18 protein-coding genes are annotated in these 22,012 nt (G+C 59.4%); 11 read left to right on the forward strand and 7 right to left on the reverse strand.

All coding sequences use genetic code 11. The annotated features are described in order from the left end of the window. Positions 1–8 precede the first annotated feature (8 nt). Positions 9–956: a LysR family transcriptional regulator gene (locus J3P89_RS06375; protein WP_434697043.1), complete on the forward strand. Its 948-nt coding sequence runs from the start codon at positions 9–11 to the stop codon at positions 954–956. 3 nt (positions 957–959) lie between these two features. On the opposite strand, the gene J3P89_RS06380 is transcribed toward J3P89_RS06375, so the two are convergent. After that, entirely contained in the window at positions 960–1,568 is a 609-nt protein-coding gene (locus tag J3P89_RS06380; protein WP_434697044.1) for a TetR/AcrR family transcriptional regulator, read from the reverse strand. Positions 1,569–1,755: 187 nt separating this feature from the next. On the opposite strand from J3P89_RS06380, the gene J3P89_RS06385 reads away from it, so the two are divergent. Then, the gene (locus J3P89_RS06385) at positions 1,756–2,802 is read left to right on the forward strand and encodes an MBL fold metallo-hydrolase (protein ID WP_434697045.1); all 1,047 of its coding nucleotides are present in this window, start codon (positions 1,756–1,758) and stop codon (positions 2,800–2,802) included. Positions 2,803–2,812: 10 nt separating this feature from the next. Here J3P89_RS06385 and J3P89_RS06390 read toward each other — a convergent pair whose 3' ends face one another. Next, positions 2,813–3,130: a helix-turn-helix domain-containing protein gene (locus J3P89_RS06390; protein WP_434672653.1), complete on the reverse strand. Its 318-nt coding sequence runs from the start codon at positions 3,128–3,130 to the stop codon at positions 2,813–2,815. A gap of 301 nt (positions 3,131–3,431) precedes the next feature. Between J3P89_RS06390 and J3P89_RS06395 the strand changes: the two genes are divergently transcribed. Beyond that, positions 3,432–4,127 carry a DUF6933 domain-containing protein gene (locus J3P89_RS06395; protein ID WP_434697046.1) on the forward strand — a complete coding sequence of 232 codons (696 nt, stop codon included), beginning with the start codon at positions 3,432–3,434 and terminating at the stop codon, positions 4,125–4,127. 45 nt (positions 4,128–4,172) lie between these two features. On the opposite strand, the gene J3P89_RS06400 is transcribed toward J3P89_RS06395, so the two are convergent. Further along, the gene (locus J3P89_RS06400; RefSeq protein ID WP_434697047.1) at positions 4,173–5,165 is read right to left on the reverse strand and encodes a hypothetical protein; all 993 of its coding nucleotides are present in this window, start codon (positions 5,163–5,165) and stop codon (positions 4,173–4,175) included. A gap of 318 nt (positions 5,166–5,483) precedes the next feature. On the opposite strand from J3P89_RS06400, the gene J3P89_RS06405 reads away from it, so the two are divergent. Both J3P89_RS06405 and J3P89_RS06410 read left to right on the forward strand, forming a co-directional pair. Beyond that, the gene (locus tag J3P89_RS06405) at positions 5,484–5,891 is read left to right on the forward strand and encodes a helix-turn-helix domain-containing protein (RefSeq protein ID WP_434697048.1); all 408 of its coding nucleotides are present in this window, start codon (positions 5,484–5,486) and stop codon (positions 5,889–5,891) included. A gap of 88 nt (positions 5,892–5,979) precedes the next feature. After that, positions 5,980–6,225: a type II toxin-antitoxin system Phd/YefM family antitoxin gene (locus J3P89_RS06410; RefSeq protein WP_434697049.1), complete on the forward strand. Its 246-nt coding sequence runs from the start codon at positions 5,980–5,982 to the stop codon at positions 6,223–6,225. 157 nt (positions 6,226–6,382) lie between these two features. On the opposite strand, the gene J3P89_RS06415 is transcribed toward J3P89_RS06410, so the two are convergent. From J3P89_RS06415 to J3P89_RS06425, 3 genes are all read right to left on the reverse strand, one after another. Continuing rightward, positions 6,383–6,892 (reverse strand): BRO-N domain-containing protein, encoded by a 510-nt coding sequence (locus tag J3P89_RS06415; RefSeq protein WP_434697050.1) that lies wholly within the window; start codon positions 6,890–6,892, stop codon positions 6,383–6,385. Between the two features lie 389 nt (positions 6,893–7,281). Further along, positions 7,282–8,532: a ribonucleotide-diphosphate reductase subunit beta gene (locus J3P89_RS06420; RefSeq protein ID WP_305499322.1), complete on the reverse strand. Its 1,251-nt coding sequence runs from the start codon at positions 8,530–8,532 to the stop codon at positions 7,282–7,284. 489 nt (positions 8,533–9,021) lie between these two features. Then, entirely contained in the window at positions 9,022–9,285 is a 264-nt protein-coding gene (locus tag J3P89_RS06425) for a DUF2790 domain-containing protein (protein ID WP_305499325.1), read from the reverse strand. 420 nt (positions 9,286–9,705) lie between these two features. Between J3P89_RS06425 and acs the strand changes: the two genes are divergently transcribed. From acs to J3P89_RS06455, 6 genes are all read left to right on the forward strand, one after another. Next, positions 9,706–11,661, forward strand: a complete 1,956-nt coding sequence (gene acs / locus J3P89_RS06430; protein ID WP_434601607.1) for an acetate--CoA ligase — start codon at positions 9,706–9,708, stop codon at positions 11,659–11,661. A gap of 1,028 nt (positions 11,662–12,689) precedes the next feature. After that, on the forward strand, positions 12,690–13,463 hold the full coding sequence (locus J3P89_RS06435; protein ID WP_434697051.1) for an ABC transporter substrate-binding protein: 774 nt from the start codon (positions 12,690–12,692) through the stop codon (positions 13,461–13,463). 90 nt (positions 13,464–13,553) lie between these two features. After that, positions 13,554–14,243: an ABC transporter permease gene (locus J3P89_RS06440; RefSeq protein ID WP_434697052.1), complete on the forward strand. Its 690-nt coding sequence runs from the start codon at positions 13,554–13,556 to the stop codon at positions 14,241–14,243. Next, positions 14,240–14,938, forward strand: coding sequence for an ABC transporter permease (locus J3P89_RS06445; protein WP_434572342.1), 699 nt, complete (start codon positions 14,240–14,242; stop codon positions 14,936–14,938). The genes J3P89_RS06440 and J3P89_RS06445 overlap by 4 nt, the downstream gene beginning before the upstream one ends. A gap of 56 nt (positions 14,939–14,994) precedes the next feature. Beyond that, positions 14,995–15,759: an ABC transporter ATP-binding protein gene (locus J3P89_RS06450; protein ID WP_434572344.1), complete on the forward strand. Its 765-nt coding sequence runs from the start codon at positions 14,995–14,997 to the stop codon at positions 15,757–15,759. 112 nt (positions 15,760–15,871) lie between these two features. Beyond that, positions 15,872–16,852 carry a GlxA family transcriptional regulator gene (locus J3P89_RS06455; protein ID WP_305499333.1) on the forward strand — a complete coding sequence of 327 codons (981 nt, stop codon included), beginning with the start codon at positions 15,872–15,874 and terminating at the stop codon, positions 16,850–16,852. Between the two features lie 6 nt (positions 16,853–16,858). On the opposite strand, the gene J3P89_RS06460 is transcribed toward J3P89_RS06455, so the two are convergent. After that, the gene (locus tag J3P89_RS06460; protein ID WP_434697053.1) at positions 16,859–21,874 is read right to left on the reverse strand and encodes a dermonecrotic toxin domain-containing protein; all 5,016 of its coding nucleotides are present in this window, start codon (positions 21,872–21,874) and stop codon (positions 16,859–16,861) included. Positions 21,875–22,012: the final 138 nt, after the last annotated feature.

A 22,012-nucleotide genomic window follows, 5' to 3' on the forward strand; every position in this document is an offset into this window, starting at 1 on the left:
CTCGCCGCTTGTTGATTCCTGGTCGCCACTATAAATTGGCGTTCACGCAATCAATATTGGCGTTTATCCAAGTGTTCAATGCAGCGACGCAATATCGCCTCGGTTATCCCGACTTATCCCTGATCCTGGCGCTGGTCCGTGGCGGCTCGCTGGCCCGGGCCGGGCGGCTGCTGGAGGTGGATGTGTCGACGGTTTTCCGCTCGGTGCGCCGTCTGGAAGCGGCTTTGGGCCAGCCTTTGTTCGAGAAAAGCCGTGCCGGATATTTACCCACGAGCCTCGCGCAGGCACTGGCCGAGCAGGCCGAGCGCGCTGAGCAGGCGCTGGAGGCCGCGCGTGTCGGGGTGGAGCAGGGCGGCAACGTGGTCAGCGGCACGGTACGCCTGACCTGTACCGACTCGGTGCTGCAGGCATTGCTGTTGCCCGCTTTAGCGAGGTTCATGCCTGCCTATCCGGCGTTGACGCTGGAGCTGAGCACCACGAATGACTTCGCCAACCTGAGCCGTCGCGATGCGGATATTGCCTTGCGGCTGACCCGCACGCCGCCGGAGCATCTGGTGGGTCGAAACCTGGGTCCCGTGGTTTACCGGGTATGTGCCGGCGCCACGTATTTGCCCTCGGCCAATGCGGATGACCTGGCCGCCATGACCTGGATCGCGCCGGACGATTTCCTGCCGGATCACCCCACCGTGACCTGGCGCCGCCAGCACTTGCCTGGCGTGGTGCCTGCCTATCGCTGCAACAGCATGCTCTCGGTGACTGAACTGGTGCGGGCCGGTCTGGGCGTTGCGGCGCTGCCGGATTTCCTGATCGATGGCAACCAGGGCCTGACGCCCATTGGCGAGCCCTTGGCCGGGTATGACACGGCGCTCTGGTTGCTGACCCGGCCGGATTGCCGCGCGTTGCGCTCGGTGGTGACGCTGTTCGACGAGCTGGGGCGCAACCTGCGGCTGAACTGAGGTTTAGAGCTGGTAGCAGGCGAGGAACATGTCCAGTGCCGATTCGATCACCTGCGTCTGCTCATGGGGCGCCAGGCTTGGTTGGCCCATGGAAATCTGCGGCCAGAAAGCGAACGTCTTGATCAGCCCATGCATCTGCTGGGCCGCGAATGCCGGGTCGACGGGTTTCAACCGGCCATCGGCCTGGGCCATGCGAACCCAGACGGTCAGGCCTTCTTCACGCTCGCCCATGCGCGCAACCATGTCCTGGGCCCGCTCGGGGGAATGAATCGTGGCGGCGATGGCGATGCGCGCCAGGTCGAGGAAATTCTCGTCGGCCAGCATCTGCAGTTTGGCGTGAAGCAGCGTTCGCAGCTGATCGCGCAGTGGTGTTTGCGAATTGTAGGGCGTGAGCTGTTCCGCCGTGATGCTGTTCCACAACCGATTGAGAATCTCGGCGAACAGCTCTTCCTTGCTCGGGAAGTGGTTATACACCGTGCGCTTGGACACCCCCGCGGTCGCCGCGATCTTGTCCATGCTGGTGATCTCGAAGCCGCTGCTGCGGAATTCGGCAATCGCGGCCTGGAGGATAGCTTCGCGTTTTCGCTCGGTAAGGCGTTGCGGTACGGTCATGGGCACTCGTCGGCTGGAAAGGGAGAACTTACACTCGGCAGTTTACTTGCTCCCGGGATTCATGCAATCTAGAAACTACACCGTGCGGTGTAATTTTTGCCAAGCGGCTGAGCGTGCATGCAACGGCCATCCAGCGTCCCACGACGGCGAAGCGCATCAGCGCTGACGCCCTTGGAGTTATCGCACCATGACCACTCCCTCGTTTCGCACCGACAACCCCTCATCACGGCATGAGCAAGGCAAGTTTCGCAATCATGCCTTCACTCCGCGCGAAGGATTCGGTACGACCCTGCGCGTCATCTGGAACATGATTTTTCACAAGCCGCGAACCACACGGCCCGCAGGCACCATCGAGGTCAAGCCGCTGACCCGGGACGTTCTGCTGGCCGCACCGAACCACAGCGTCTTCCGCCTTGGCCATTCCACGGTGCTGCTCAAGCTGAGAGACAAGTTCTGGCTGACCGACCCGGTGTTCGCCGAGCGTGCCTCACCCGTGCAGTGGGCCGGTCCGAAGCGTTTTCACCAGCCGCCCATCAGCCTGGAAGAATTGCCGCCGATCGAAGCGGTGATCCTGTCCCACGATCACTACGACCACCTCGATTATCAGGCCATCCTCAAGCTGGCGGCCAAGACTCGCCACTTCCTGGCGCCCCTTGGCGTGGGCGACACCCTGATAAAATGGGGCGTCGATGCCAGCAAGGTGCGTCAGCTGGATTGGTGGCAAGGCACCGAGGTGGACGGTATCGAGTTCATCGCTACGCCTTCCCAGCACTTTTCCGGACGCGGCCTGTTCGACAGCAACAGCACCTTATGGTCGTCCTGGGTCATGATCGACGGTGCCACGCGGATCTTCTTCAGTGGCGACACCGGTTACTTCGACGGTTTCAAACGCATCGGCGAACAATACGGCCCCTTTGACCTGACGCTGATGGAAACCGGCGCCTATAACGTCGACTGGCCCCACGTCCACATGCAGCCGGAGCAGACGCTGCAAGCACATATCGACCTGAAGGGCCGCTGGCTGCTGCCGATCCACAACGGCACGTTCGACCTGGCGATGCACGCCTGGTATGAACCCTTCGATCGCATTCTGGCCCTGGCCTGGGAGCGCAACGTCAGCATCACCACGCCACAAATGGGCGAGGCCTTCAACCTGGCGCAACCGCAACGGGGTCGCGCCTGGTGGCTGGACGTGGAGCCCTCGGTTTATCAGAACCAGACCGGCGTGGCTTGATAGCGGGCCGCTACTCGATCATGGCGTAGTCCGCCCGCTCCATCGGGTTGGGCGTCGCGCCCTTGATATTCATGCCGCGCCCAGGAGTAAAGCCGGGGAAAAACACCAGGCCTTCGGCCTCGAATCGAAACGCCAGGGCCAGGCGGGTGACATCGAGCAACTCGCCGCCCGCCTCGAAACGTCGGATGGCCTGGACCGAGACCCCGGATTCACGGGACAGCTCGTCGACACTCCACCCCAGCATGGCTCGGGCCTGTGCGCTGTGGGCAGGGGTGAATTGATAGACGGCGATGCGTTCCAGGGTGGTTTTGATTGCGAGAGAGGCCATGGGGGTGCTCCAAAGCTGTGGATTCAAAAATACTGGGTTTTTGTACAGTTGTTTTGATCCCGCTTCAATCTCATTTTCTTGATCAATGACCAACGGTCGTTTCCGGCCAGGTGCTCGGTGCGTGGCCTAGTACCCGACGAAACTCTTTGAGATTGCTGGTTGCATATGATCTGCTGAGCGATCAGGAATTGGCGGTTCTGGGCGAGGAGTTACGTGAAAGGATTTCTGAAGCTGATCGCCACCCTTCGAGATTGAATGGGCCGAAGACGCCTAGTATTTCCAGCATTTTCCGAGAGCCCAAATGTTGATCTTCAACTGCACCGAAGCGGCGAGCAACTTTTTCAGCCGTATGAGCAAAGGCAAGAAAATCACCCCGATGGAAAAACCACCATCGCCTGTTATCGAGGACGATGAGCTGGGTGAACTCGACGAACAATGGCTGGTTCACGCGATCACTGTGCAGCGCAAACACGTGTTGTTCGTCATCCACGTACGAACCCGCTACTGCATGATTTTCGCCGATGCTAAAAAGGCTGACATCGAAGGTTTTATCCGGCGGTTTTCCGAACGATGGATAGATGGCCTGATGCGTCAGGCGGGGCTGCACGATCTTCTTGACTGGGTTGACGACGAACTGATGATGGAGCGTTTCCAGGAGAGCTGTCGCGAATACGTTTTTTACAGGCGCGGTCATCGCGGTGCGCAAAAGCACATCAACGAGATTTCCTGGACGTTCGAGGACTGCGCCGCTGAATGGGGCACGTTACCCTCTAATGAGGTCTCTGCAGGCCGCTTCGATGGCAGCATGAACGACGTCCCCAGAGGCAGTAAGGAATACAAGGGCTATCAGTACCCGGATGAAGAGATGATTGTTCACTGGTTACGACGTTATGGCGGCCTGGATGAATCAGCGGCCCAGGCAGCACATGAGCGGCACATTGAAGTGAAACAGGAGATCTGGGCGTACGAACGCGAACTTGCCCGGGAAACGCAATGAACTGAAGGTCGGGAATTTGCTGCCCGAATCAAGGCCCTGGCTTTTTTAAAGTGACTCAGTCAGTCCGGGCGCCTCCCGAATAAGGAAGTGATCCAGGTTCTCGATATTGGCGCTGAACACCCCGAACGTCTGCTCGGGGTTCTTCTTGCTCGGCACCTGCTTCAACTCCGGCGTCACGCCATAAAAGAAGCAATACAATGGCGCGTCACTGTCGATGGCGTGCTTGATCTCTTCCAGGAACGCCTTGCGCTTGCGGTAGTTATCGATCAGCTTCTTGCTCAGGTAGACGTTGACCGAATAAGGCTTCTTCTTCGCCTCGTCCGGCTGTTTGAACCAGACCTTCGCTTCGAAATCGATGCGAAAGCTTTGGGTGTAATCCTTGATCTCCTTGATCTTGCCCCAGTAGATCAGTCCTCTGTTATCCAGCAAAAAATCGATTTTCTTGAAAAAAGAACTGTAGGGCGCGGTGTGCTCGCCAATCTTCAGCGGCATGCGCTTGAGCAGATCCTTGTTGTCGAAATTCGAGACGAAACACTCCACCGGGTGGGCGAAGACGCTGGTCTTGTCGGGCGTTGAGTCCTGAGCGAAATGGGCGTTGTCGCCGTGGGACGATGGGAGGTTCGACGTGGGCCGAGTCGCATCAACATCCTTCGGCTGATCCGCCGGCTTGCGAATGTACTCACGCCGAGTCAGCAACAGCTCCGACGGAAAATGCTCTTCACGGCCGTCATCCATTCCTGCCTCGCCACTCCCCAGATCCAACCCCGGCGTCTTCGGACTGACATACGGGCAACCCTCGATATGCCGGGTAGTTGGCTGATTCTTGAAATGTGGCGTACGGATGTAATTGACGTTCTTCGCGTTGAACGTCGTCAGCCGATTCTCCTCATCAAACGCCGCCCGACACACATCGTTGGGGCACTGAAAGCGCTCCTTGGCCGAGTCGAATGCCATGGTCTCGTCGAAATTAAGATCCCGAACGTCATAGATCGAAAGCTTGGCATCGAGGCTGAGGCAGTAGGCAGTGTCGAATTTCATCGAGGCTCGGGTCCGTGAAAGGAAGTGTATTAATACCGAAGGACGCGGCGGGCTGCACCCAAAGTTTCAAGCACACCACAAAACTCTGTGGGAGCGAGCTTGCTTGCGATGCCCAATCCCCAATCCGACCATCAAGCCTGCCCTGTACTTGTGCCCTGACAGCAACCCGTGGCGAGGGGATTTATCCCCGCTGGGCTGCGAAGCAGCCCTCGTTCTGCAGTTCCTTACACGAAGCAATCGGTACCATAATGCCGGTTATAGCCCGATCTCTCAGATAGTCGGCAATAAAATACCTGAAACAGCGACTAGGAAACTTCGATGAAAGAGACAAGCGTCGAACAACGCAGGGAGATCATCGATGACATCGTCACGCAGCATGTGACGGGAGTTGAAACCCTGGGAACCGCTATTCGCCGACTACGGCTTGAGGTGACCGGGCTGGATCAGGAAACCTTTGCTGTCATGTGCAAGATGTCGACCAAGGCCCTGTACCAGATCGAGAAGGACAAGGGTAACCCGACCATCAACACGCTCGAATGTATTCTGAGAAAGTTCGGGCTGCGACTGGGGCTGACGAAGGCTGCAACATCCATCTACGCACCGCCTCCACAGAAACGAAAAACGGATCCTGAAACGCCTGTTCGCGGCGCTAATCCCCGACGCAAAACCGCAGCACAGCTTGGTAGCGTTGTTACGAAGACCAAGGATGGCGGCAAGGCCGATTAAGTGACAATCCTCAGGACAGCGACTAGAAGCGCCAGCTAGAACCTATCGAGCGCTCAAGCTTGGTCCAGCTAAATCAATGGAGCGGTGTATGAGAGAGCAACTGCGAGTAACCCTACACGAAGCAAAGTCCCAGCTCTTTCAACTGGGTGCACGTGCATGGCGGGGCGACAGGGTGGTGATCACCAACGCCGGCAAGCCTTATCTGGATCTGCTGCCCCATCCTGATACACCGCAGGCGCGCAAGCCTGGGCGGTTGAAGGGGAAGATCCGGATGTCGGCGGATTTCGACCGCACTCCCGTTGACGTCACCGATGGTTTTGAGGGCCGGCTCTGAGTGCAGACGAATCTTTTTGATCCGAGACTTCAACAAAATACCTCAGCCATACCTGTGGCGAGGGAGCTTGCTCCCGCTGGGCTGCGCAGCAGCCCCAACTCCAATCCCAAACAAGAAGCCGTCGCCCGAACACGGACGACGGCTTCTGCTTGAATACTCAAAACCCTCGCAAAATCCGAGAAGCTTTCCGCCACCAGGATTCATGCTGGCTAAACGGATCATCCACCAACACCGCTGGCATATCCCGCAAACGAATCCATGGCTCATCCTGCCAGTGCAGCATGCAGAGCGACATCTTCGGCCAATCCAGCACACTCAACATCGGCCGCTCCACCTTATGCGAGTAGCGCTCATCCCGCAGGGTTGGCACCACCTGATGCGTGATCCATTCACGCAGCAACCGATACTCAGGGCAGTAGTGATAAACCAGCAATGCATAGACGCCCGACTCGCTCAGCATCAGACGCTCTTCGGTCAAGCCATGGATGTGCATGAGCATCATCCTGCGCTGGTCAGGATCAAGCTTGCGGGTCATGCGCTCATCAAGGTGCTTACCCATCAAACGACCCAAATCGGATGCGCTGAACCAGGCCTGGTTTTCAACTAGAAGGGCATGAAGATTGAGACTATGACGGGTGAAAACCGCCGGAATGTAAGCATCAGACATGATGGGTCTCCGAGGTGCACGGAGAACAGAGCTGCGTTTTTGTGGGCATGACGACCTCTACGTTAGAAGGTTAGCGGCGCGAGCCCGACGTAGAGGATGTAAGAAATCCCAACCAGCTTCTTCTCCACACAGAAATGCAAATGTCCTTAGACAGTATGCGGTTCTATGTTCGGCGATTAGCTACTACGTTGGGCGTTTCTTAGGCACCTGCGACTAAGATAGGTAACGAGGCGATACGGCGTCAATACGGAACGATTCTGAGTTTTGCGTAGGGCAAAGACAGCGTTACAGCCTCAGAGCTAAACGCAGTTTTGCTCCCGTAGAAAACTAAAAACCCCGTTTTCACGGGGCTTTTAATAGAATGCTGATGGTGCAATGAGGACTAGAAATCAATCCCAGCTCAAAGCCCCACCCGTCTGATACTCAATCACCCGAGTCTCAAAGAAATTCTTCTCTTTCTTCAAGTCCATGATCTCGCTCATCCAAGGGAACGGGTTGGTCGTCCCTGGGTACTCTTCCTTCAGGCCAATCTGCGACAGGCGACGGTTGGCGATGAACTTGAGGTAGTCCTCCATCATCGCCGCGTTCATGCCCAGCACGCCGCGAGGCATGGTGTCGCGGGCGTATTCGATTTCCAGTTGGGTCCCTTGCAGGATCATCTGGGTTGCTTCTTCCTTCATTTCGGCGTCCCACAGGTGTGGGTTTTCGATCTTGATCTGATTGATCACGTCAATGCCGAAGTTCAGGTGCATGGATTCGTCGCGCAGTATGTACTGGAACTGCTCGGCGACGCCGGTCATTTTGTTGCGGCGGCCCATGGAGAGGATCTGGGTGAAGCCGCAGTAGAAGAAGATGCCTTCCAGGACGCAGTAGTAGGCGATCAGGTTGCGCAGCAACTCTTTGTCGGTTTCCGGGGTGCCGGTTTCGAACTTCGGATCGGAGATCGAACGGGTGTATTTCAGGCCCCAGGCGGCTTTTTTCGCGACCGATGGGATCTCGTGGTACATGTTGAAGATTTCGCCTTCATCCATGGCCAGCGATTCGATGCAGTACTGGTAGGCGTGGGTGTGGATCGCCTCTTCGAAGGCCTGGCGCAGGATGTACTGGCGGCACTCCGGGTTGGTGATCAGGCGGTACACGGCCAGGACCAGGTTGTTGGCAACCAGGGAGTCGGCGGTGGAGAAGAAGCCCAGGTTGCGCATGACGATGCGGCGTTCGTCGTCGGTCAGGCCTTCCGGGTTTTTCCAGAGGGCGATGTCGGCGGTCATGTTGACTTCTTGCGGCATCCAGTGGTTTGCGCAGCCGTCCAGGTACTTCTGCCAGGCCCAGTCGTATTTGAAAGGCACGAGCTGGTTGAGGTCGGCGCGGCAGTTGATCATGCGCTTTTCATCGACGGCGACACGGGCGGAGGCGCCTTCGAGTTCGGCGAGGCCTTCGGCGACGTCGAGTTTGTCGAGGGCGGCCTTGGCGCGAATGATCGCGGCCGAGTCGCTGGCCGTCACGGCGCGGGCTTCGAGCGCGGCGGCACCGCCGGCGCTGTCGAGGCGGTCCATGTTGGCTTCAGAAGCGTGGCCGGCGTTGGCGCCTTTTACCGCGACTTCGCCGTCGTCTTCTTTGTCGAATTCGTCCCAGCTCAGCATGACGTGTCGTCTCCTGCGTGAGGGCCAGATGCCCATTGAAAGGCCTACTGGCCGCGGTGGATCTTGGAAAGTCGTTTGTTGCAGCAGCTGACGCAGGCAATAAACAGAAAAATGTACGGGTTGTACTGAAGCGGCTTGCACGCATCGGCATGGTCGGCCGTTACGCAGGCTTCAGGTTGGCTTTGATCCCTGTAAGGGGATATTGCAGGCCCGTTTAAGGCGGCATTATAAGGACTTTTTTGCCTACGTGGTGCGGCGAAATAGCTCACAGAAGAGGTCGCGGGGGGCATACCCGCATGGGAGCGAGGGTTTACAAGGCTTTGGCCGTTGAAGATTTTTTTTGCATGGATCGGATGGCGGGCTTTTTTGCTCAGAAAATGATCGATTTTTGCCGTTTTGCACTACATGTTGTGTTTGCTGGCGGTTTTTGGTGGCTCCAGACACAACCAGGCCCGATCGAAATCGGGCCCTGAGAACTATCAGTTGTGATCAGCCGTTGGAGCAGCCGGTGCCCATGACGCTGTAGCGCATGATGTGGCGCTGGCCCTTGGAATCTTCATATTCCATTTTTGCCGGGACCACTTCGCAGACATTCGGGATGGTGCTCATGGAAATGACTTTGGCGATGTCCAGGTGGGTGGAGTAGGTGTACTCCTCGATCGCCGGTTTTTGCTGTGCGACATCGGTCGGGGCCTCATCCGCCATGGCGGTGGCGCAAAGGCTGCCAAGGACCAGAACCCATAAAGCTTTCATCTGTATTTCACCTTTCTTGAGGTCGAGTGGGGTCACGCAGACTTTTTGAGGCTGCGTGTGGAGCAAGTGTTGGAAGTTGGATCAACGGCCTTCGTGGGGGCTGTGTTGCGTCAATCGGGTTTGCCGGTTGGCGGGGTTGATTTTAGGAGGCGAGGGGAGGGGTAAACAGACTTGGTTTTGATAAACACTGTTGGTTGATCTGGTAACAATCGGCTGATTACCCGTTGGACTGATGTTGGCTCACCAGGGCGCCTTCGCGAGCAGGCTCGCTCCCACATGAAGATATCTTCAGGTGGATTTGCAGGTTAGTACCGACATTTTGTAGGGACTTGTTACTACCATCGTCGAATGGTTCTATAGGCCCGCCCCAAGCTACAACGGAACCATACAAAAACAACTATTGTCACCGAGGTAAGAAAGATGAGTGCGGCTTCTGTGTATCCCGTTCGTCCCGAGGTTGCGGCCAGTACGCTGACTGACGAGGCGACCTATAAGGCCATGTACCAGCAGTCGGTCGTCAACCCCGATGGCTTCTGGCGCGAGCAGGCCAAGCGCCTCGACTGGATCAAGCCTTTCACCACGGTTAAACAGACCTCGTTCGATGATCACCATGTCGACATCAAGTGGTTTGCCGATGGCACCTTGAACGTTTCCTACAACTGCCTCGACCGTCACCTGGAAGAGCGCGGCGATCAGGTTGCGATCATCTGGGAGGGCGACGACCCGTCCGAGAGCCGCAACATCACTTATCGCGAACTGCATGAAGAAGTCTGCAAGTTCGCCAACGCCCTGCGCGGTCAGGACGTGCACCGCGGCGACGTGGTGACTATCTACATGCCGATGATTCCCGAGGCTGTGGTCGCCATGCTGGCCTGCACCCGAATCGGTGCAATCCACTCGGTGGTGTTCGGCGGCTTCTCGCCGGAAGCCCTGGCTGGCCGGATCATCGATTGCAAATCGAAAGTGGTGATCACTGCCGACGAGGGCATCCGTGCCGGCAAGAAGATCCCGCTCAAGGCCAACGTCGATGACGCGCTGACCAACCCGGAAACCAGCAGCATCCAGAAAGTCATCGTGTGCAAGCGCACGTCGGGCAACATCAAGTGGAACCAGCATCGTGACATCTGGTACGAAGACTTGATGAAAGTGGCTGGCACCGTTTGCGCGCCGAAAGAGATGGGCGCCGAGGAAGCGCTGTTCATCCTCTACACCTCCGGTTCCACCGGCAAGCCCAAGGGTGTGCAGCACACCACCGCCGGTTACTTGCTGTACGCGGCGCTGACCCATGAACGCGTATTCGACTACAAGCCCGGTGACATCTACTGGTGCACCGCCGACGTGGGCTGGGTTACCGGCCACAGCTACATCGTCTACGGCCCGTTGGCCAATGGCGCGACCACGCTGCTGTTCGAAGGCGTGCCGAACTACCCGGACGTCACCCGGGTGGCCAAGGTGATCGACAAGCACAAGGTCAATATTCTCTACACCGCGCCGACCGCGATCCGCGCGATGATGGCCTCGGGCACCGCCGCTGTCGAAGGTGCCGATGGCAGCAGTCTGCGCCTGTTGGGTTCGGTGGGCGAGCCGATCAACCCGGAAGCCTGGGACTGGTACTACAAGAACGTCGGCAAGGAGCGTTGCCCGATCGTCGACACCTGGTGGCAGACCGAAACCGGCGGCGTGCTGATCAGCCCGCTGCCAGGCGCCACCGCGTTGAAGCCGGGTTCGGCTACGCGTCCATTCTTTGGTGTGGTGCCGGCGCTGGTGGACAACCTCGGCAACCTGATCGAAGGCGCCGCCGAAGGCAACCTGGTGATCCTCGATTCGTGGCCTGGCCAGGCACGTACGCTGTACGGCGACCATGACCGTTTTGTCGATACTTACTTCAAGACTTTCAGCGGCATGTACTTCACTGGTGACGGCGCTCGTCGCGACGAGGACGGCTACTACTGGATCACCGGTCGGGTGGACGACGTGCTCAACGTTTCCGGCCACCGCATGGGCACCGCCGAGATCGAGAGCGCCATGGTTGCTCACCCGAAAGTCGCCGAGGCGGCGGTGGTGGGTGTGCCGCACGACATCAAGGGGCAGGGCATCTACGTCTATGTCACCTTGAATGCTGGCGAAGAAACCAGCGAAGCCCTGCGCCTGGAACTGAAGAACTGGGTGCGCAAGGAGATCGGCCCGATTGCTTCGCCGGACGTGATCCAGTGGGCGCCGGGGCTGCCGAAAACCCGTTCGGGCAAGATCATGCGCCGCATCCTGCGCAAGATCGCCACGGCGGAATACGATGGCTTGGGTGATATCTCCACTCTGGCCGACCCGGGTGTGGTGGCGCACCTGATCGAGACGCACAAGACCATGAACGTCGCCTGACGCTCAGTGCAACACACAAAGCCCCGCCTGGCAGTTTTGCCGGGTGGGGCTTTTTTGTGCGCGCCCGCCGCGCGATGTGGCTCGGGAACAAGCGCCTTTGTGGCGAGGGAGCTTGCTCCCGCTCGGCTGCGCAGCAGTCGTCAACCGGCCGGCGCGATATGCCTGAATGACCGCGGTGCCTGGTTTTGGGGCCGCTACGCAGCCCAGCGGGAGCAAGCTCCCTCGCCACGGGTTCGGTGTTTGAATGGATAGGGTGGTCGGCCGATGGGGTGTAGCTCAGTAGCCGCGTGCCTGGTTTTGGGGCCGCTGCGCAGCCCAGCGGGAGCAAGCTCCCTCGCCACGGGTTCGGTGTTTGAATGGATAGGGTGGTCGGCCGATGGGGTGTAGCTCAGTAGCCGCGGTGCCTGGGTTTGGGGCGCCTTTGTGGCGAGGGAGCTTGCTCCCGCTCGGCTGCGCAGCAGTCGTCAACCGGCCGGCGCGATATGTCTGAGCGACCGCGTGCCTGGTTTTGGGGCCGCTACGCAGCCCAGCGGGAGTAAGCTCCCTCGCCACGGGAGGCGTTTGAATAAATATCGGGCTTCAAAGTAGGAGGTGTCTGAACGTTACCGGTGTTTCGAAATGTGTAACCGAAGGCGCCACGACGGGGCGAAGTGAAACGCAAAGCCCCGTTTCAGGGCCGTTTCGGACCGATGGAAAAACAAGCCGACACGCTGTGCTTGCCGGATTAGAAGGGTTTGCGAATAATGGGCCCGCTATTTGCAGCATGGATCGGTTCCCTGTCTTTTGCTCTTGCATGAATTTGCGGAGCTGTCAATGTGCTCGAACAGCTTTCTCGGTGCTTCTGTAATTAGTTGTCGCATTGAAGAAATATCGGCTTCGGGCCTGTCGTTAGAATGCCGATCACTCGCTCGTCGTGGCTCGCGTTGGATAAATCGTGAGCTTCCTAGGACGCAAGTTCGTTCCACCCATTCGCATATTGGGCTGTTGCTCACTCTGCCGTTTTCGCCCTTTACCGATGGAGTTCCAAGATGAAGAAACTTGTGCTGCTTGGCGCCCTGGCACTGTCCGTGCTGTCCCTGCCGACATTCGCCGATGAGAAACCCCTGAAGATCGGTATCGAAGCGGCTTACCCTCCGTTCGCCTCGAAAGCCCCGGATGGCAGCATCGTCGGCTTCGACTACGACATCGGCAATGCGCTGTGCGAAGAGATGAAGGTCAAGTGCGTGTGGGTCGAGCAAGAGTTCGACGGCCTGATCCCGGCGCTGAAGGTACGCAAGATCGACGCGATCCTGTCGTCCATGTCGATCACTGAAGATCGCAAGAAGTCCGTCGACTTCACCAACAAGTACTACAACACCCCGGCCCGTCTGGTGATGAAGGCCGGTACCCAGGTGAGCGACGGCCTGGCCGAGCTCAAGGGCAAGAACATCGGTGTGCAGCGCGGCTCGATCCACGAGCGTTTCGCCCGTGAAGTCCTGGCCCCGCTGGGTGCCGAGATCAAGCCGTACGGTTCGCAGAACGAAATCTACCTGGATGTTTCCGCCGGTCGTCTCGATGGCACCGTGGCCGACGCGACGCTGTTGGATGACGGCTTCCTGAAGACTGACGCGGGCAAGGGCTTCGCCTTCGTCGGCCCGGCCTTCACCGACGAGAAATACTTCGGCGACGGCATCGGTATCGCGGTTCGCAAGGGCGATGCGCTGAAAGACAAGATCAACACCGCGATCACCGCCATTCGCGAGAACGGCAAGTACAAGCAAATCCAGGACAAATACTTCGCCTTCGATATCTACGGCAAGTAACCACGTCCCGCCACTGCGGCGAAATGGCGCAAGCAACAGGATCTCTGCGGTTTGCGCCATTTTTTCATCCCACTTTCGAGGACCTGAATCATGTTGAAAGGCTACGGGGCTGTCATCCTCGATGGCGCATGGTTGACGCTTCAGCTCGCCTTGTCGTCCATGGCGCTGGCCATTGTCCTGGGGCTGATCGGTGTCGCGTTGCGCCTCTCGCCGGTGCGTTGGCTGGCGTGGCTGGGCGACCTGTATTCCACGGTCATCCGCGGCATTCCCGACCTGGTGCTGATCCTGCTGATCTTCTACGGCGGCCAGGACTTGATCAACCGCGTTGCGCCGATGCTCGGCTATGACGACTACATTGACCTGAACCCGCTGGCGGCCGGTATCGGCACCCTGGGTTTCATCTTCGGTGCGTACCTGTCCGAGACCTTTCGCGGCGCGTTCATGGCAATCCCCAAGGGGCAGGCCGAGGCGGGCATGGCGTATGGCATGAGCGGCTTCCAGGTGTTTTTCCGGGTGATGGTGCCGCAGATGATCCGCCTGGCGATTCCGGGCTTCACCAACAACTGGCTGGTACTGACCAAGGCCACCGCGCTGATTTCGGTAGTGGGCCTGCAAGACATGATGTTCAAGGCCAAGCAGGCGGCGGATGCCACCCGCGAGCCTTTCACCTTCTTCCTCGCAGTGGCGGCGATGTACCTGGTGATCACCAGTGTCTCGTTGCTGGCATTGCGTCACCTTGAGAAGCGCTACTCGGTAGGCGTAAGGGCGGCTGATCTATGATCTTCGACTACAACGTCATCTATGAAGCCTTGCCGCTGTACTTCAGTGGCCTGCTGACCACCTTGAAGCTGCTGGCCCTGTCGCTGTTCTTCGGCCTGTTGGCGGCGTTGCCCCTGGGGCTGATGCGTGTGTCCAAGCAGCCGATCGTCAACATGACGGCCTGGCTCTACACCTACGTGATCCGCGGCACGCCGATGCTGGTGCAGCTGTTCCTGATCTACTACGGGCTGGCGCAATTCCAGGTGGTGCGTGAGAGCTTCCTCTGGCCATGGCTGTCCAGCGCGACGTTCTGCGCGTGCCTGGCGTTCGCCATCAACACCAGCGCCTACACCGCTGAAATCATCGCCGGCAGCCTGCGGGCCACGCCCAACGGCGAGATCGAGGCGGCCAAGGCGATGGGCATGTCGCGCTACAAGCTGTACCGCCGGATCCTGCTGCCTTCGGCGTTGCGCCGGGCACTGCCGCAATACAGCAACGAAGTGATCATGATGCTGCAGACCACCAGCCTGGCGTCCATCGTCACCCTGATCGACATCACCGGCGCCGCGCGCACGGTGAACGCGCAGTATTACCTGCCGTTCGAGGCCTACATCACGGCCGGCGTTTTCTACCTGTGCCTGACCTTCATCCTGGTGCGCCTGTTCAAACTGGCCGAGCGCCGCTGGCTGGGTTACCTGGCCCCGCGCAAGCACTGATAACGCATCGATCCGATCGACTGCTCAACGACTGACGTTTTGTGAGAACCGACCGCATGTACAAGCTTGAAGTCCAAGACCTGCATAAACGCTATGGCAGTCATGAAGTGCTCAAGGGCGTCTCCCTGAAAGCCGCCGCCGGTGATGTGATCAGCATCATCGGCTCCAGTGGCTCCGGCAAGAGTACGTTCCTGCGTTGCATCAACCTGCTTGAGCAACCCCACGCCGGCAAGATTTTGCTCAACAACGAAGAGCTGAAGCTGGTGGCGGGCAAGGACGGCGCCATGAAGGCCTCGGATCCCAAGCAGCTGCAACGCATGCGTTCGCGGTTGTCGATGGTGTTCCAGCATTTCAACCTGTGGTCGCACATGACCGCACTGGAAAACATCATCGAAGCGCCCGTGCACGTACTGGGCGTGGCCAAGGCCGAGGCGCGGGAGAAGGCCGAGCATTACCTGAACAAGGTCGGTGTGGCGCATCGCAAGGACGCCTACCCGGGCCACATGTCCGGCGGCGAACAACAGCGCGTGGCGATTGCCCGGGCGCTGGCGATGGAGCCTGAAGTGATGCTGTTCGACGAGCCAACCTCGGCGCTGGACCCGGAGCTGGTCGGCGACGTGCTCAAGGTGATGCAGGCCCTGGCCCTGGAAGGCCGGACGATGGTGGTGGTGACTCACGAGATGGGCTTCGCCCGCGAGGTGTCGAACCAACTGGTGTTCCTGCACAAAGGCATCGTCGAAGAAAGCGGCAACCCGCGCGAAGTGCTGGTCAATCCGCAATCGGAGCGCTTGCAACAATTCCTGTCGGGCAGCCTGAAGTAATCGCTCCCGTACGCACCTGATTTGGGTCATGCTGCGCACCGCGCGCCAGATGGTCTAATTTGGTTGCAGCCGCTTTTGGCTTTAACACTGTTTTCGCTTCGGATCGCTTGCCATGACTGCCCATCGAATAGGTTTCCTGATTTGGCCCAGCACTAAAGCGTTGACGCTGGCGCTGGCCGAGGAGGCCTTGCGTGTTGCGCAGCGAGTGCATCCGGACGTGGTCTACGAGCTGTCGTTTTTGCACGCCGAGCCGCCGGCCGAGGGTGCCTGGCAGCTGCCGGGCGAACCCTGGGCCGGCAAGCTCGAAGGCCTGCAGAAACTGTTCCTGCTGGCCGACGAGCCGCCGACGTCGCTGGCCTCGCCGCTGAGCAGCGCGCTCAAGCAACTGGTGCGCGCCGGATGCGTCATTGGCGGCTTGTCCGCCGGTGTCTATCCGCTGGCGCAGTTGGGTTTGCTTGATGGTTACCGGGCCGCCGTGCACTGGCGTTGGCAGGACGATTTCTCCGAGCGTTTTCCCAAGGTTATCGCCACCAGCCATTTGTTCGACTGGGACCGCGATCGCCTGAGCGCCTGCGGCGGCATGTCGGTGCTCGACCTGTTGTTGGCGGTGCTGGCGCGCGATCACGGCGCCGAGCTGGCCGGCGCGGTCTCGGAGGAGCTGGTGGTCGAGCGCATTCGCGAAGGCGGCGAGCGCCAGCGCATCCCGTTGCAGAACCGCCTCGGCTCCAGTCATCCGAAGCTCACCCAGGCGGTGTTGCTGATGGAGGCCAACATCGAAGAGCCGCTGACCACCGACGAAATCGCCCAGCATGTGTGCGTTTCCCGTCGGCAGCTGGAGCGAATCTTCAAGCAATACCTCAACCGCGTGCCCAGCCAGTACTACCTGGAGCTGCGCCTGAACAAGGCCCGGCAGATGCTGATGCAGACCAGTAAATCGATCATCCAGATCGGCCTGTCCTGCGGTTTCTCCTCCGGGCCGCATTTTTCCAGCGCCTACCGCAACTTCTTCGGCGCCACGCCGCGGGAAGATCGCAACCAGCGACGCAGCAGCAGTCCGTTCGAATTATCGTCGGTGCCGTCGGAACGTGGCTGAGATTTGCTACGGAGTCGTCTCCAGCGGGTTACCTTGTGCATCCAGCCTGGCCGCGACCACGCCCATGTCGTTGCCGGTTTGCTGGTAGCGTATTCGTAGGAGGCCCAGGCCCTGTTCCGATAACGGGTTGCCGTCCAGATAGAAGTCCTCGCCGGCCTTGGCGCGCATTTCGAGAATATCGGCAGGCAGGTCGGTGATCAGGTTATTGCTGAGGTCGAGTGTCACCAGCGCGGACATGCTGAAAACGCCTTCCGGCACCCGCGTCAGTTGCGAGTCGGGTAGCAACAAGGTTTTCAACCGGCTCATGCGCCAGACCTCAGGCATAGTACCCAGCGGGTTGTCGCTCAAATCCAGGTCTTCCAGCCCGGTCAATCCGGCGAGACGCCCTGCGTCGGCAGGTGTCAGCCGAATCCTGCAGTTTTGCAGGGTGAGGTCGATTAGCTGGCGCATGTTGAATATCGATTCGGGCAACTGCCCCAGGTTGAAGTCGGCCAGGGCCATGGTCTGGAGATTGGGAAAGCATTGGAGCAGGCCATCCACTGCGGTCGTGGCGACGCCGCCTTGCAGGTCGATTATCGTAATGTGCTCGAACCGCGCATTGAGCCCGGGCATCGCGCCATGAATGTTCCCGGCGAACGCGAACCTATCGGGAAGCTCGGCGGGGTCTTGATAGAAGTCGCGTTGCCAGCAATCCAAAAGCTTCTCTTTGAGCGCATTGCGCCTGAGCTGCTCTTCTGCCAGGTCGATCGGATCCAGCAAGTACACGTCCTGCTGCCATTCTTCCAGGTCGGCCGTGAGCTGGGCCAGTTCGCTTTCCAGCCGTGACAGCCCCTCAGGGACCTCGCCGAGCGTACCCGGCAGGCTGAAAATGAATCGATTGGCGTCCCTGCGGCTAAGTGACGGGTAGAGCGCCTGTACCCGGCGACTCAATTCATGGGGGGCATCGACACTCATGTGCTCGGCGTTTTTCAGCGCATAGGCTTTCACTCGGTCGAGCGTCGCCCGGGAAAGTGGGTTGCCGGTGAGGTCGATCTTTTTGGTGACCTCACCCGGCAGCTCGAACAGCGCGGGAGGCAGGTCGGTGATGCGGTTGCGTTCGAGCCTGGCGGTGGTCAGGTGCGGACGAGTTTCAAGCCCTGCTGGCACCTGATCGATACCTGTATTCCTGAGTTTCAACTGCCGCAGCTCTGCCATCCCGCTTACATCGGGGGCCCCCCCGAGTGGATTATCGGACAGGTCCAGCATACGCAACCGGGTCATGGACGAAAGCGCGGCATGGCTGTTGGCTTCCAGCGTAATCCGGCAATTGTTCAATGTCAGTACGCTCAGGTTGGGCAGGCTGGTGATCTGCTCCGGCAGCGTTCGCATCGGTATTCCATTGATGTCCAGGTGACGGAGGCCGGGAAAGGCTTGCAGGAATTCGACGAGGCCCTGGGTGGTGTTGTCGCCAGCGAATCGCAGATAGGTCACATGCCTGAAGCGCATCCTCAGGGTCGGCAAGGGGCCTGGCATCGGTTCTCCCAGTTTCAATACATGGCTGGGGCTGTTGTGGCTGCCGGGAAACTCGTCCATGTCCGTTTCCCGCCGCAGGCATCGCTTGATCTCTTCAGCCCAGCGCTGACGGTTGAGTCTGGCTGCGAGATATTCGCTGCGGTTCACGATGACTCCCGTCTCGGGGGCAGGTTGCGGCGTATCGCTCACCCATCGGGAAAGGTCCACCTCCAGTGCCGAGTAGGATTGTTGCAATGCCACCAAGGTCGAGTTGGCACCTCCAGGGCGGCTTTCCAGAGACCTGACCAGATTGCGGATCTGCTCTGCATTGAACGTCGGAAACAGGTCTTGCGCGCGCTCCTCCGGCGTTGGTGAAGCGCTCGGTCCACTGGCCGACGCGCCAGGCCGATAGCCATCCATGCCGCCGGGCAGGCGCATGATTTTGCTGTCGTAGTGGGGTTTGCGGACTGGGTCGCTGGCCAGCAGTACTCGCATGCTGTCGCGGTCCAGCGGGGAGCGGCCGATGGCCTGGCGCAGGCGGTCGCCTTGGCCAATGTGGATGTCCAGCGCGTTGCGTTGCGCATCGGGCAAAGCCTGCAGCACGCTTTGGTAGATGTCTGTCGGGCCATGCAGTTCGAGACCGGCATCGTCATAGGGGGTATAAGCCAGGTTGTCGCCGCGAACCAAGGTCCTGACGATCCTTGCCTGGGGGGAACCTACGCTGTCGTGCACGATGCCCTTGAAGGAATAGGCGCGCATGTCCAGGCGGACGTCCGGGGACCAGTTGGGCAGTCGATCCAAAGAGTGCAGGACCAGCCGATCAGTGTCGGCCCCGCCAAGGTTGTCGATATACAGGCCTTCGTAGGCGCGAACGGTGCGGGTTTCCAGAAGCGTCCAGCGCGCCAGTTCATCGATGCGCGGCGAAAAGCGGTTGGCGCCGATGCCCTTGTATTCCTCGACCGTGGCGGTGCGCAGCAGCTCTTCGGCGACGCTGCGAGGCAAGCCCTGATAACGGTCCATCAGGTTTCGTGTCACGGGATCGGCGGGGACCTGCTTCGCGCTGTAGCGCGTTTCGAATAATGATGTCCTTCTGTCATCGGCCAGTTTTGCCATCTGCTTGCGCAACCGGGCCGTTCGGGCGCCGAGGCTGGTGGGCGGCAGGCCGGGTTCCTCGTCCAGCAGCGTCTTGATTTCCGGTTCGCTCAAGCTTTGCATGATCGTATCGAGCATGGACCCATTGTTCATCTGCGCTTCGGGGATGTCGATCATGGGCAGGCGCGAGGCGGGCGGATAACTCCAGACGACTTTTCCGGCGCCATCGAGAAAGCGCAGCCCCCGGGTCGATGGCAGCAGTCCATAACTGGTCAACAGTTGTACTTGGGTTTGCACATCGACGCGGCGATAAAGCAGCGGATCGTCACTTCCCATCAGGTCAATGAAGCGTTGAAGATCCTGGGCGATCTTGAAGCGCTCCAACGTATCGGCCAGCAGCGGCGGTGGCGGTTCGTTGTTGATGTGCAATTTGCGCAGCGCATCGAGGTGAGTGCCGCTGACGGTGAGCATCTGCTGGAGTTGCTCGTCGGAGAATGCGTCGGTCTGCTGGCCTAGACGGCGCACCAGCGTGGTGTCGTCCCAGGTCAACGGGCGGTCCAGCTCCGTTCGCCAGGCGCCGGCGCCATTGTGGCTGAGCTGTGGAGTGTAGGCATCCGCGCGTGTCGGGTGCTCGATCTGATAAATGCCTTCGCCAGCATCTTGCCTGACGACAAAACGCTGCGTGTCCAGCTTCAGGATTTTTCGGCCGAGGTGCTCATGCAAGCCGATCTGATCGGGGCCGGCGCTGCTGACCGGTTCGATATCCTGGTGGTAGGGTGTCAGGTCCGGGTACCACAAGCGTTGCTGACCATCAGGGTGGGTGACCGGCATCAGGTTGTCGATGAAGGTCCATAATTGCTTTGGCAGTGCCTGGCGCAGCATACCTTCGGCTATCGGTACGCCAACGGCGAAGCCGCCCAGCTGGACCAGAGTTTCCATCACGCTCATCAGGTGCTCGAAAGCCTGCTGTTTTAATCCTTCGGCCCAATCGACGATTCCTTCGAACGTATCGTCCAGCAGTTGGTAAGCGGCATAGCCGAGCATCAAGGCGCCCAGCGGCGGGAAAAAAGGCGTGGCGATGAACGCGGCGATACTGACCAGTTCGCTGGCAATCCTGGACAGGGCGTCCCAGCGTTTCCAGCGGGCGTTGCGGTCGGCGCTGGCAGTGGAAACGGCAATGGTTCGCGCGTCATTGAGGATTTTGTTCAGCTTGCCTTGATAGAGGTGCCGCATCAGGTCGCCTGGGGTCAACTGTGCGCTGAACAGCAGGTTGGGCTTATCGGCCGGGGTTTCTCGCCATGGTGGGCGGGAATCACCGGGAGCCGGTCGGTGCCATTGGATGGAAGCCAGCCGCTGGTTCAGCTCGAAGAAAAACAACGGGCGTTCCTGGTGTCCGACAAAGCGACTGAAGAATTGCTGGTAGTTTTTTTCTCGTAGCCTTTGAGTCAACGCCGAGCTGAACAGCGTTGAAGAGGCGTATTCCTGGATCGCGCCTTGGGGATCGTCGGGAATATAGGCCACCAATGGCACGGTGTGCTGCGCCTGTTCGAAGTCCGGGGCGAACAGCACTATGCCGGTCAGCGCAACGTCCATGATCTTCAAGTCATGGCTGCGCAGTGGCTGGCCGTCGAGCTGCATGCCTGGCAAACCGTCCAGCAGGCCGAGGACCTGCGAGTGGCTTTGCGCGCTGATGTCTTTTTTCATCAGCGCCAGGTGCAGGGCGGCCTTGAGTGCCGCTTCCTGGCTTTCGCTGACCTGGCGCTGCAGTGCGCGGGTTGCAACGGTGTCGCCGATGCCCAGTTGTTGCTGAAGGTGACGCTGGTACTGGCCGCCGATATCCAGTTCCCGACACAGCTGGATAAATGCCGGAATCGGCATCTGCTGCCTGATCGACGTCAGCGGTTTGAAACGTCCCGTCTCGCCTTCCTCCGAGCTCTTCGTGGTCTCGGCGACATAGGTCGAGTCTGGTTCGTAGGCATCGGGTTTTGCCTCGTCCGGTTCAAAGTTGTGCAAAGCAGCATCCAGCAACGAAACCTTCCACGTTCGCGCGCCACCGGAGGGGATCGGCAGCCATGGAATATTCAGTGGTACGTACAGCCATAACTGGGTTTTCTCGACGTCCAGCGTCAAGCCGAACTGAGTCCTGATCGCGGCTTCAAGCAGCGGCTTGGCAAAGGCATTGATGTCCTGCAGCGCTTGCAGTTGCTCCTTGAGCCCATTGCGTGCGCGCCACTGGGCGGCGTTCAAGCGCTTCATCTGCGCGTGCCGAGAGGCGGGTACGCCGAGCAGCCAGGGAGCAAATAGCGGCTTGGCCTGCCTGAGCTCAGTCTGTTGTTGTGCGGGGGCCTTGCCCACCCAGGACGGGATGGCATCAAGCATGTGCTGGTAATGGGATTTAACCGCGATGGCGGTGTCCACTGAGAGGTTGAGTGGCGGCATAACGTGGCCTTCAAAAGTAAGTGAAGGCGCCAGCAAAACAAAATTTCCCAAGCCAAAGGCACTACATATGTATAGCGCCTGAAATGCATGGCACGCCGCGCGGTGTTGCGTTATCTGCGGCGCGGCGTGGATGCGGTG

The organism is Pseudomonas sp. Z1-14 (genome assembly GCF_051132005.1).
GTDB lineage: Bacteria > Pseudomonadota > Gammaproteobacteria > Pseudomonadales > Pseudomonadaceae > Aquipseudomonas.